At 64.3% G+C, this 10,914-nt stretch carries 12 protein-coding genes; 11 read left to right on the top strand and 1 reads right to left on the bottom strand.

The annotated features are described in order from the left end of the window. The 11 genes from B2W70_RS17260 to B2W70_RS17210 all read left to right on the top strand — a co-directional run. On the top strand, window positions 1–303 hold a 303-nt coding region (locus B2W70_RS17260; RefSeq protein ID WP_286747692.1), incomplete at its 5' end, for a molybdopterin dinucleotide binding domain-containing protein. A gap of 19 nt (window positions 304–322) precedes the next feature. Next, entirely contained in the window at window positions 323–1,381 is a 1,059-nt protein-coding gene (gene nuoH, locus B2W70_RS17255; RefSeq protein ID WP_286747691.1) for an NADH-quinone oxidoreductase subunit NuoH, read from the top strand. 21 nt (window positions 1,382–1,402) lie between these two features. Further along, window positions 1,403–1,894: an NADH-quinone oxidoreductase subunit NuoI gene (gene nuoI / locus B2W70_RS17250; RefSeq protein ID WP_058089254.1), complete on the top strand. Its 492-nt coding sequence runs from the start codon at window positions 1,403–1,405 to the stop codon at window positions 1,892–1,894. A 6-nt stretch (window positions 1,895–1,900) separates the two neighbouring features. Next, a complete protein-coding gene (locus tag B2W70_RS17245; RefSeq protein WP_058089253.1) occupies window positions 1,901–2,539 on the top strand; it encodes an NADH-quinone oxidoreductase subunit J in 639 nt (212 codons plus the stop codon). Further along, on the top strand, window positions 2,536–2,850 hold the full coding sequence (gene nuoK, locus B2W70_RS17240; RefSeq protein ID WP_058089252.1) for an NADH-quinone oxidoreductase subunit NuoK: 315 nt from the start codon (window positions 2,536–2,538) through the stop codon (window positions 2,848–2,850). The genes B2W70_RS17245 and nuoK overlap by 4 nt, the downstream gene beginning before the upstream one ends. A gap of 24 nt (window positions 2,851–2,874) precedes the next feature. Beyond that, on the top strand, window positions 2,875–4,881 hold the full coding sequence (nuoL, locus tag B2W70_RS17235) for an NADH-quinone oxidoreductase subunit L (RefSeq protein ID WP_286747683.1): 2,007 nt from the start codon (window positions 2,875–2,877) through the stop codon (window positions 4,879–4,881). Window positions 4,882–4,906: 25 nt separating this feature from the next. Further along, window positions 4,907–6,385 (top strand): NADH-quinone oxidoreductase subunit M, encoded by a 1,479-nt coding sequence (locus B2W70_RS17230; protein ID WP_286747764.1) that lies wholly within the window; start codon window positions 4,907–4,909, stop codon window positions 6,383–6,385. 13 nt (window positions 6,386–6,398) lie between these two features. Next, window positions 6,399–7,880: an NADH-quinone oxidoreductase subunit NuoN gene (gene nuoN / locus B2W70_RS17225; protein ID WP_286747681.1), complete on the top strand. Its 1,482-nt coding sequence runs from the start codon at window positions 6,399–6,401 to the stop codon at window positions 7,878–7,880. Window positions 7,881–7,911: 31 nt separating this feature from the next. Then, a complete protein-coding gene (locus B2W70_RS17220) occupies window positions 7,912–8,217 on the top strand; it encodes a DUF2818 family protein (RefSeq protein WP_286747679.1) in 306 nt (101 codons plus the stop codon). Window positions 8,218–8,260: 43 nt separating this feature from the next. Then, window positions 8,261–8,842: an NUDIX domain-containing protein gene (locus B2W70_RS17215; protein WP_286747678.1), complete on the top strand. Its 582-nt coding sequence runs from the start codon at window positions 8,261–8,263 to the stop codon at window positions 8,840–8,842. A gap of 52 nt (window positions 8,843–8,894) precedes the next feature. After that, window positions 8,895–9,476 (top strand): DUF1178 family protein, encoded by a 582-nt coding sequence (locus B2W70_RS17210; RefSeq protein WP_286747676.1) that lies wholly within the window; start codon window positions 8,895–8,897, stop codon window positions 9,474–9,476. Between the two features lie 66 nt (window positions 9,477–9,542). Here B2W70_RS17210 and B2W70_RS17205 read toward each other — a convergent pair. Next, window positions 9,543–10,914: FAD-binding oxidoreductase (locus B2W70_RS17205; protein ID WP_286747674.1), on the bottom strand; the 1,372-nt coding region annotated here is incomplete at its 5' end.

Here is a 10,914-nt window from a genome sequence, read left to right as displayed (position 1 = left end):
GCCCTCGAGCGCCTGGCCGACCTGCCGATCTACAGCGCCGACGCTTTGGTGCGTCGCTCGCCTTCGCTGCAAGCGACCGCCGACGCCAAGGCGCCCGTGGCGAGCTTGCCGCCTGCCTTGTGGGCAGAGCTGGGCTTGAGCGAAGGCGCGCAGGTCAAGGTGTCGCAAGACTCGGCCTCGGCCGTGCTGCCCGCCGTGCTCGACGCCAGCCTGCCGGCCAACGTCGTGCGGGTGCCCACCGGCCACGCCGCCACCGCCACGCTGGGTGCTGCCTTCGGCAACATCCGCGTCGAAAAGGCCTGAAGGGCAGGGGAGACAAGCAATGATTGACACCCTCTACAACGCTGGCGCTGCCAACCTCGGAGCCGCGTGGCCCGTGGTCTGGTCGCTCATCAAGATCGTGGCCCTGCTGCTGCCGCTGCTCGGTTGCGTCGCCTACCTGACCCTGTGGGAGCGCAAGGCCATTGGCTGGTCGCAGATCCGTCCGGGCCCGAACCGCACAGGTCCTTTCGGCCTGCTGCAACCCATCGCAGACGCGGTCAAGCTGATCTTCAAGGAGATCATCACGCCGACGGCGGCCAACAAGGGCCTGTTCTTCCTGGGCCCGATCATGACCATCATGCCGGCCCTGGCCGCCTGGGCCGTGATCCCCTTCGGGCCCGAAGTGGCGCTGGCCAACGTCAATGCCGGCCTGCTGTTCCTGATGGCCATCACCTCGATGGAAGTCTATGGCGTGATCATCGCCGGCTGGGCTTCGAACTCGAAGTACGCCTTCCTGGGTGCGCTGCGTGCGTCGGCCCAGATGGTGTCGTACGAAATCGCGATGGGTTTCTGCTTCGTGGTCGTGCTGATGACCGCAGGCTCGCTCAACATGACCGACATCGTGCTGAGCCAGAACAAGGGCCAGTTCGCCGACATGGGCCTGAGCTTCCTGTCCTGGAACTGGCTGCCTCTGCTGCCCATCACCGTCGTGTACTTCATCTCCGGCCTGGCTGAAACCAACCGCCACCCCTTCGACGTGGTCGAGGGTGAGTCGGAAATCGTGGCCGGTCACATGATCGAGTACTCGGGCATGTCGTTTGCCATGTTCTTCCTGGCCGAGTACGCCAACATGATCCTGGTCTCGACCCTGTGCGCGATCATGTTCTTCGGCGGCTGGCTGCCCCCGATCGAGGCCCTGAGCTTCATCCCGGGCTGGATCTGGCTGGGCATCAAGGCCTTCATCATCGTCACGATGTTCCTGTGGGTGCGCGCTTCGTTCCCCCGCTTCCGCTATGACCAGATCATGCGCCTGGGCTGGAAGATCTTCATCCCTGTCACCCTGGTCTGGCTGATCGTCGTGGGCGTCTGGATGATGTCGCCCTGGAACATCTGGAACTGAGACTGAGAGGACACCCCCACCATGAGCACGTCCTTCAAGGAATTCGTCTCCAGCTTCTTCCTGCTGGAGTTGTTCAAGGGCCTGGCCGTCACCGGCCGCCACTTCCTCAAGCCGCACATCACCGTGCAGTTCCCGGAAGAAAAGACCCCGATGTCGCCGCGCTTCCGTGGCCTGCACGCCCAGCGCCGCTACGACAACGGCGAAGAGCGCTGCATCGCCTGCAAGCTGTGCGAAGCGGTCTGCCCCGCCATGGCCATCACCATCGAGTCGGCCGTGCGCGAAGACGGCCAGCGCCGCACCACGCGCTACGACATCGACCTGACCAAGTGCATCTTCTGCGGCTTCTGCGAAGAAAGCTGCCCGGTCGACGCCATCGTCGAGACCCACATCTTCGAATACCACGGTGAAAAGCGTGGCGACCTGTACTTCACCAAGGACATGCTCCTGGCGGTGGGCGATCGCTACGAAAAAGACATCGCTGCCAACAAGGAGGCGGACGCGAAATATCGCTGACCGATCATGGACACCTTCAGCCTACTTTTCTACACCTTCGCCTTCGTGCTGGTCTACGCGGGCTTCCGCGTGATCACCGCCAAGAGCCCGGTGACCGCCGCCCTGCACCTGGTGCTGGCCTTCGCCAGCGCCTCTTGCGTCTGGATGCTGTTGCAGGCCGAGTTCCTCGCCATCGCCCTCGTGCTCGTGTACGTGGGTGCGGTGATGGTGCTTTTCCTGTTTGTGGTGATGATGCTCGACATCAACACCGACTCGCTGCGTCAGGGCTTCTGGAAGCACTTCCCCGTCGCCGGCATCATCGGCGTGATCATCGCGCTGGAAATGTCCTTCGTGCTGACCCGCGGGTTCGATCTGCCCACGGCCAAGCCGATGCCGCCCGAAGTCGCCCAGGTGGCCAACACCAAGGCGCTGGGCATCGACCTCTACACCAACTACCTGTTCCCGGTGCAGGTGGCTGCGGTCATCCTGCTGGTGGGCATCATCGCCGCCATCGCCCTGACCCTGCGTCAGCGCAAGGACTCGCGCTCGCAGAACGTCGGTGAGCAGGTCCGCGTCAAGAAGGCCGACCGCCTGCGCGTGGTCAAGGTGGCGCCTCAGGTCGAGGCACCCGCTGCCGCTCAACAAGAAGAAGGAGGCCAGGCATGACCACCTCGATCACCCTCGGGCACTTCCTCTCGCTCGGCGCCATCCTGTTCGCGATGTCGGTCATCGGCATCTTCCTGAACCGCAAGAACCTGATCGTGCTGCTCATGGCCATCGAGCTGATGCTCCTGGCCGTGAACATGAACTTCGTGGCCTTCTCCCACTACCTGGGGAACATGGACGGCCAGGTTTTCGTGTTCTTCATCCTGACCGTGGCGGCCGCCGAGTCGGCCATCGGTCTGGCCATCCTGGTGGTGTTGTTCCGCAATCGCTCGTCGATCAACGTGGACGAACTCGACACCCTCAAGGGCTGATGCGACGCCAGGAGAACAAGAACCATGTCTGAGCTTTCCCTCAACTCCCTGCTGGCGGTGCCCTTGGCGCCGCTGGTCGGATCGATCGTGGCGGGCCTGTTTGGCGGCTACATCGGTCGCCGACCTGCCCACCTCATCACCATCCTGGGTGTGCTGGTGTCCTTCATCATTTCGGCCATGACGCTGAAGGCCGTCGCCGTCGATGGCGCCACCTTCAACGCCACCGTCTACGAGTGGATGACCCTGGGCTCTCTCAAGATGGAAGTCGGCTTCATGGTCGACGGCCTGACCGCGATGATGATGTGCGTGGTGACCTTCGTGTCGCTGATGGTGCACATCTACACCATCGGCTACATGGAAGAAGACGACGGCTACCAGCGCTTCTTCTCGTACATCTCGCTGTTCACCTTCTCCATGTTGATGCTCGTGATGAGCAACAACCTGCTGCAGCTGTTCTTCGGCTGGGAAGCCGTGGGCCTGGTGTCGTACCTGCTGATCGGTTTCTGGTTCAAGAAGCCCACGGCCATCTTCGCCAACATGAAGGCCTTCCTGGTCAACCGCGTGGGTGACTTCGGCTTCATCCTGGGCATCGGCCTGCTGCTGGCCTACACCGGCACGCTCAACTACACCGAGCTGTTCGCCAAGGCCAATGACCTGACCGCCCTGAGCCTGCCCAAGACCGACTGGTCGCTGATCACGGTCATCTGCATCTGCTTGTTCATCGGTGCGATGGGCAAGTCGGCTCAGTTCCCACTGCACGTGTGGCTGCCAGACTCGATGGAAGGCCCGACCCCGATCTCCGCGCTGATCCACGCCGCCACCATGGTGACGGCCGGTATCTTCATGGTGACCCGCATGTCGCCGCTGTTCGAGCTGTCGGATGCCGCGCTGAACTTCATCCTGGTGATCGGCTCGATCACGGCGCTGTTCATGGGCTTTTTGGGCATCATCCAGAACGACATCAAGCGCGTGGTGGCTTACTCCACGCTGTCGCAGCTGGGTTACATGACCGTGGCCTTGGGCCTGTCGGCCTACAACGTGGCCGTCTTCCACCTGATGACGCACGCCTTCTTCAAGGCCCTGCTGTTCCTCGGTGCGGGCTCGGTCATCATCGGCATGCACCACGACCAGGACATCCGCAACATGGGTGGACTGTGGAAGCGCATGCCCATCACCTGGATCACCTCGCTGCTGGGCTCGCTGGCCCTGATCGGCACGCCGTTCTTCGCCGGTTTCTACTCGAAGGACTCGATCCTGATCGCGGTGGAGCACAGCCACCTGCCGGCCGCTGGTTTCGCCCAGTTCGCCGTCATGACCGGTGTCTTCGTGACCGCCTTCTACAGCTTCCGGATGTACTTCCTGGTCTTCCATGGCAAGGAGCGCTTCCACCACAAGCCCTTCCCGGGTGAGCACGACCACCATGACGACCATGGTGACGATCACCACCACGAGCCCCACGAGTCGCCTTGGGTCGTGACGGCACCGCTGCTGCTGCTGGCCATCCCCTCGGTCGTGATCGGCTTCCTGACCATCGAGCCCATGCTGTTCGGTGACTTCCTGAAGTCCGCCATCACGGTTGACGCGACCAAGCACCCGGCCATGGCCGAGCTGGCCCACCACTTCCACGGTGCCACCGCCATGGCGCTGCACGGCTTCCAGACGCTGCCGTTCTTCCTGGCGCTGGGTGGCGTGGTCACTGCTTACGTGTTCTACCTGGTGGCCCCGCAGATCCCGGCCTTCTTCGCGAAGGTGCTGCGCCCGCTCATCGTCATCGGCGAGAACAAGTACTTCCTGGACTGGTTCAACGAGAACGTCCTGGCCGCAGGCGCCCGCCTGCTGGGCCGTGGCTTCTGGAAGATCGGTGACGTCGCCCTGATCGACGGGCTGGTGGTCAATGGCTCGGCCAAGCTGGTCGGCCTGATCGGCTCGGTGGTCCGCCTGTTCCAGACCGGTTACCTCTATCACTACGCGCTGGTCATGATCCTGGGGGTGTTCGCCCTCATGACCTGGTTCGTGTTCATGCAACCCTGAGCACGAGGAAGCGCCCATGCAAACCATGTCCAACATCCTCTCTCTGGCCATCTGGGTCCCGGTGGCCTTCGGGCTGCTGCTGCTGGCCGCCGGTCGCCAGGACAACCCCGGTGCTGCGCGCTGGATTGCCCTGGTCGGCTCGATCGCCGGCTTCCTGGTCACCATCCCCCTGATGACCGACTTCGACACCACGACCGCAGCGATGCAGTTCGTCGAGAAGGCGCCCTGGATCGAGCGCTTCAACGTCATGTACCACCTGGGTGTCGATGGCATCTCCATGTGGTTCGTGCCGTTGACGGCCTTCATCACCGTCATCGTCGTGCTGGCCGGCTGGGAGGTCATCGAAGACCGCCCGCACCAGTACTTCGGCGCCTTCCTGATCCTGTCGGGCCTGATGATCGGCGTGTTCGCCGCGCTCGACGGCATGCTGTTCTACGTGTTCTTCGAAGCCACGCTGATCCCGATGTACATCATCATCGGCGTGTGGGGTGGCCCGCGTCGCGTGTACGCCGCCTTCAAGTTCTTCCTGTACACGCTGCTGGGCTCGCTGCTGATGCTGGTGGCCCTGATCTTCCTGTACTACAAGTCGGGTGGTTCGTTCAGCATCCTGGATTGGCACAAGCTGCCGCTGGGTGCCACGCCGCAGGCGCTGTTGTTTGGTGCCTTCTTCGCGGCTTTTGCCGTGAAGGTGCCGATGTTCCCGGTGCACACCTGGTTGCCCGACGTGCACGTCGAAGCACCGACCGGTGGCTCGGCCGTGCTGGCCGCCATCATGCTGAAGCTGGGTTGCTACGGTTTCCTGCGCTTCATGCTGCCGATCGTGCCTGACGCTTCGCACGAGTTCGCGCCGCTGGTGATCACCCTGTCGCTGATCGGTGTGATCTACATCGGCCTGGTGGCGATGGTGCAGGGTGACATGAAGAAGCTGGTGGCTTATTCGTCCATCGCGCACATGGGCTTCGTGACCCTGGGCTTCTTCATCTTCAACGAACTCGGCGTGGTCGGTGGCCTGGTCCAGATGATCGCCCACGGCTTCGTGTCGGGCGCCATGTTCCTGAGCATCGGCGTGCTGTACGACCGCGTGCACTCGCGTGAGATCGCCTCCTATGGTGGCGTGGTCAACACCATGCCCAAGTTCGCCGCCTTCGCGCTGCTGTTCTCGATGGCCAACTGCGGCTTGCCGGGCACCGCTGGTTTCGTGGGCGAATGGATGGTCATCCTGGGCGCGGTCCAGTACGACTTCCTGATCGGTGCCCTGGCTGCCACCGCCCTGATCTTCGGTGCTGCCTACACCTTGTGGATGTACAAGCGCGTCTACTTCGGTGACGTCACCAACGACGATGTGCGGGGTCTGAGCGACATCAACGCCCGCGAATTCCTGATCCTGGCCGTGCTGGCGGCCGCCGTGCTGTGGATGGGCATCCAGCCCAAGCCGTTCACCGACGTGATGCACGTCTCGGTGACCGAGCTGCTCAAGCACGTCGCTCAAAGCAAGCTGAACTGAAGGCCGAAACAACATGACTGACCTGAACTGGCTCGCGGTGACCCCCGAGATCGTCCTGCTGGGCATGGCCTGCCTGGTGGCGTTGTTGGACCTGTTCGTCACTTGTCCTCAACGCCGTCCCACCTATTACCTCACCCTGGCTTCGCTGGCCGTGGTGGCCGCCTTGCACCTCGTCGAGATCGACAACGGTGCCACGGCCTATGCCATGCAGAAGATGGTCGTGATCGACCCGATGGGTCACCTGCTGGCCCTGTGCGCCACGCTGGCCACCATGGGCAGCCTGGTCTACGCCCAGGTGTACGCCGGCCCGCGGGACCTGGCCAAGGGTGAGCTCTACACCCTGAGCATGTTCTCGCTGCTGGGCATCAGCATCATGATCATGGGCAACAACTTCCTGACCATCTACCTGGGTCTGGAGTTGATGTCCCTGTCGCTGTATGCGCTGGTGGCCCTGCGCCGCGATCACGCGCAGTCGACCGAGGCGGCCATGAAGTACTTCGTGTTGGGCGCCCTGGCCTCTGGCTTCCTGCTGTACGGCCTGTCGATGATGTACGGCGCCACCGGCTCGCTCGACATCGCCGAGGTTTACCAGGCCACCCTGGCAGGTGACCTGAACAAGCAGGTGCTGGCTTTCGGTCTGGTGTTCATCGTCTCCGGTCTGGCCTTCAAGCTGGGGGTGGTGCCTTTCCACATGTGGGTGCCTGACGTGTACCAAGGCGCCCCGACGGCCGCCACGCTGCTGATCGCCGGTGCGCCCAAGCTGGCGGCTTTCGCCATCACCATGCGCATCCTGGTCGAAGGCCTCATCAACCTGGCCACCGACTGGCAGCAGATGATGATGATCCTGGCCGTGGCCTCGATGACACTGGGCAACCTCGCCGCCATCGCGCAGACCAACCTCAAGCGCATGCTGGCTTACTCGGGCATCGCGCAGCTGGGCTTCATGCTGCTGGGTTTCGTGCCCACCGTGATCGCTGGCAACACGGTGTCGGCCAGCAATGGTTATGGCTCGTCGCTGTTCTACGTGCTCACCTATGTGCTGACCACGCTGGGCACATTCGGTCTGATCATGGTCCTGTCCCGCCCTGGCTTCGAGTCGGAGCAGGTCTCTGACCTGGCGGGTCTGGCCAAGCGCAGCCCGGTGCTGGCCGCTGTCATGCTGGTGTTCATGTTCTCGCTGGCCGGCATCCCGCCGACCGTGGGCTTCTATGCCAAGCTGGCCGTGCTGCAGTCGCTGATCACCACCAACTCGCCGCTGCTGCTGCAGCTGTCGATCGTGGCGGTGCTGCTGTCGCTGGTGGGCGCGTTCTACTACCTGCGCGTCGTCAAGGTCATGTACTTTGACGAGCCGGTGCAGACGGAAACCGTGGCCGAAGGCTCGGGCGCTCGCCTGCTGCTGTCGGCCAACGCGCTGGCCGTGCTCGTGCTGGGCATCCTGCCGAGCGGCCTGCTGTCGCTGTGCGCTCGCGCCATCACCCAGTCGCTGGCCGGTTGATGGACAGGCAGCTTCGCCAAGGGGGCCCGGCATGACGGGCCTGGTCCCCTCCTGGGCCGTCGTCACCGTGCTGCTGGCCGCGTTGATCGCGGCCAATTTGCCTTTTGTGAACGAGCGTTTGTTCGTCTTCGGGCCGCGCCGAGAGCCCAAGACGGTGGCCTGGCGGGTGCTGGAGTTGCTGGCCTATGGCACGCTGATTGCGCTGCTCGGTCGTGCGCTGGAAACCCACCTCGGCCGCGCCAGCGTGGTGCGCTGGGAGTTCGTGGCCGTTTGGCTGTGCGTGTTCCTCACGCTGGCCTTTCCGGGCTTCGTCTGGCGTTACCTGCGCAAGCACTGAACCATGCACGAGGTGGCAGCCGATCACTGCCAGACTGACACCCATGAACCAGGACGACGACGCCCACCTGACAGAGCACACGCTGAGTTCGACACGGGCGTATGAAGGCTCCTTCATCCGTGTGCAGCGCGACGAAGTGCGCTTGCCCGATGGCAAGCAGGCAACCCGCGAGTATGTGCTGCACCCGGGGGCGGTGATGATCGTGGCGGTGCTGCCGGATGGGCGCCTGGTGCTTGAGCGCCAATACCGCCACCCGGTCAAGCGCGTCATGATCGAGTTCCCCGCAGGCAAGCTGGACCCGGGCGAAGGTGGGCTGCGTTGCGCGCAGCGCGAGTTGCTCGAAGAGACGGGCTACACCGCGACCCGTTGGGCGCGTGCTGGCGTGATGCACCCGGTCATCGGGTATGCCGACGAATTCATCGAAATCTGGTTCGCCCAGGGCCTGAAGGCAGGGGAGCGTCAACTCGACGAGGGAGAGTTCCTCGACGTGTTCGCTGCCAGCCAGCAGGAACTCGAGGCCTGGGTTCGAGACGGCGAGTTGACCGACGTGAAAACCATCGTCGGCATGATGTGGCTGCAGAAGTGGCGCGGCGGTGACTGGCCCCTGCAATGGGTCGAGGCCTGAATCTCCGCCAGTTGTGGCGACCTGATGTCGGCGACGTGCCGAAGCGATCAACATGCTGGTAGTTGACCTCCATTGCGAACATGGTCACCTCTTCGAGGGCTGGTTTGCCTCGGCCGATGACCTGGCATCTCAACAGGCGCGTGGGCTCGTGAGTTGCCCGGTGTGTGCTTCGACCGAGGTGGTGCGCCGTCCGTCCGCCGTGCGGCTCAACGTGTCGGCGCTCAAGGCCGAGAAAGCGGGGGCACAAACTTCGGTGGCCGGCAAGCCCGTGCACCCGTCGGGGCATGTGCCATCCGGACGGGGCGAGGGGGCGCAAACGGTTGGCGCACAGCACCGAGTGCCACCGACTCCTGCCTTGCAGACACGGACCGCTGCGGTGGACAGCGAACCAGGCGTGCCCGACGTCGAGGTGCTCCAAGCGATGTACTTGAAAGCGGTCCGGCACGTGCTTGAGCACACCGAAGACGTGGGCGAGGGCTTTGTCAAAGAGGTGCGCAACATCCACCGAGGCGATGCCCCGCAACGAGCCCTGCGAGGGCAAGCCGATCAGGACGAGGTCGCCGAGCTGAAGGAAGAGGGCATCGACGTGATGTCGCTGGCCATTCCGGAGTCGCTCAAGGGGCCTTTGCAGTGAAGGCGCGACCGTCGGCGCGGCTCGACAGCCGCTGAGCCCACGCTCGGGCTCCGGCTCCGGCTCCAATCAGGCTGAGGGGGTGTCCTCGTTTGTGGCGGGCAAGATCCGCCCCGGGTTCAGCACCCCCTTGGGGTCCAGCGCCAGCTTGATGGCCTGCATCGCCCCCAGGGCTGCCGGGGGATGACGCCTGGCCAGCTCGTGCTTTCGCAACTCGCCAATGCCGTGCTCCGCCGAGATCGTTCCGCCGAGGGCCTGCACCGTGTCGAACACCAGCGTGTTGGCGGCGAGCTCGAACGCTTCGAAGGCGTCTCCGTCGGCAAACTCTGCCGGGGGCTGGACGTTGAAATGCAGGTTGCCATCGCCCAGGTGACCAAAGCAGACCACCGCCGATTCCGGCCAGCGCTGGCGCAATGCAACACCGACCTTGTCGATGAACTCGGGGACGTGCGAGGTTGGCATGCCGATGTCGTGCTTGACCATGCGACCGGCGATTTTCTCGGCCATGGGGATGGCCTCGCGCAATCGCCACATGGCCGCGCGCTGCGACAGCGATTGGGCCAGGCAGGGGCTGGCGCCTTCGCGCCCACCCGATTCCATGGCCTCAGCCGTTGCGCTGCCGGCCTCGAGCAGAACGCCGGCCAGGCGCTCCTGCGCATCGTCGTCGGAGCGCGGGCTCACGGCTTCTAGTAAAAGCCACCAGGGGCTGTGGTCACCCTGGGCCTGCAGGGATGTGGCGGTGGGCAAGCCCAGGCCACCCAGCGCCTTCACCACGTCGGGCAGGTGGGTGTGCACCAGCGAGAGCGGCATCGGGGCCATCAGTTCACAGGCGGTGAGCCCGGCATCCAGGGCCTGGCGAGCCCGGCGCAACAGGCTGACCGCTGCGGCTGGGTTGGCACAGGGAACCAGGGCGGTGGCACGGCCCTTGGGAGCCGGGTAGAGACGCAAGCTGGCTGCCGTGATGATGCCCAGCGTGCCCTCGCTGCCGATCAGCAGGTGGCGCAGGTCGTAGCCGGTGTTGTCCTTGCGCAGGCCTTTGAGCAGGGTCCAGACCTCGCCTAGCGCCGTGACCACCTCCAGGCCCAGGCACAGCTCGCGTGCGGTGCCGTAGCGCAGCACCTGCGTGCCGCCTGCGTTGGTGGCCAGCACACCGCCGAGTGTGCAAGTGCCCTCCGAAGCGAGGCTGAGCGGAAACAGCAAGCCCGCGAGGGACGCAGCCTGCTGGACCTCGGCAAGGGTGCAGCCCGCCTGCGCCGTCATCGAGAGGTTGTCTTCGTCCACCGACAGCACCTGGTTCAGGCGCCGCAGGCTGAGCACGACCTGCTCGCCACCGGCGTCGGGCACCGAGCCGCCAACCAGGCTGGTGTTGCCGCCCTGGGGCACGATGCTCGCGCCATGGGCGGCGCACAGCCTGACGGTGGTGGCCACGCCGGCTGTGTCG

This window comes from Aquabacterium sp. UBA2148, from assembly GCF_002328915.1.
Classification (GTDB): Bacteria; Pseudomonadota; Gammaproteobacteria; order Burkholderiales; family Burkholderiaceae_C; genus Aquabacterium; species Aquabacterium parvum.
Note: the sequence above shows the minus strand (reverse complement) of the source record. Positions and strands in the feature narration are given on the sequence as shown.

What these genes read in the sequence shown, in the direction of transcription:
- B2W70_RS17245 (WP_058089253.1), top strand. Translation starts at nt 1,901, where the DNA reads ATGGACACCTTCAGCCTACTTTTCTACACCTTCGCCTTCGTGCTGGTC.
- B2W70_RS17220 (WP_286747679.1), top strand. Translation starts at nt 7,912, where the DNA reads ATGACGGGCCTGGTCCCCTCCTGGGCCGTCGTCACCGTGCTGCTGGCC.
- B2W70_RS17210 (WP_286747676.1), top strand. Translation starts at nt 8,895, where the DNA reads ATGCTGGTAGTTGACCTCCATTGCGAACATGGTCACCTCTTCGAGGGC.
- nuoN (WP_286747681.1), top strand. Translation starts at nt 6,399, where the DNA reads ATGACTGACCTGAACTGGCTCGCGGTGACCCCCGAGATCGTCCTGCTG.
- B2W70_RS17230 (WP_286747764.1), top strand. Translation starts at nt 4,907, where the DNA reads ATGTCCAACATCCTCTCTCTGGCCATCTGGGTCCCGGTGGCCTTCGGG.
- nuoK (WP_058089252.1), top strand. Translation starts at nt 2,536, where the DNA reads ATGACCACCTCGATCACCCTCGGGCACTTCCTCTCGCTCGGCGCCATC.
- nuoI (WP_058089254.1), top strand. Translation starts at nt 1,403, where the DNA reads ATGAGCACGTCCTTCAAGGAATTCGTCTCCAGCTTCTTCCTGCTGGAG.
- B2W70_RS17215 (WP_286747678.1), top strand. Translation starts at nt 8,261, where the DNA reads ATGAACCAGGACGACGACGCCCACCTGACAGAGCACACGCTGAGTTCG.
- nuoL (WP_286747683.1), top strand. Translation starts at nt 2,875, where the DNA reads ATGTCTGAGCTTTCCCTCAACTCCCTGCTGGCGGTGCCCTTGGCGCCG.
- nuoH (WP_286747691.1), top strand. Translation starts at nt 323, where the DNA reads ATGATTGACACCCTCTACAACGCTGGCGCTGCCAACCTCGGAGCCGCG.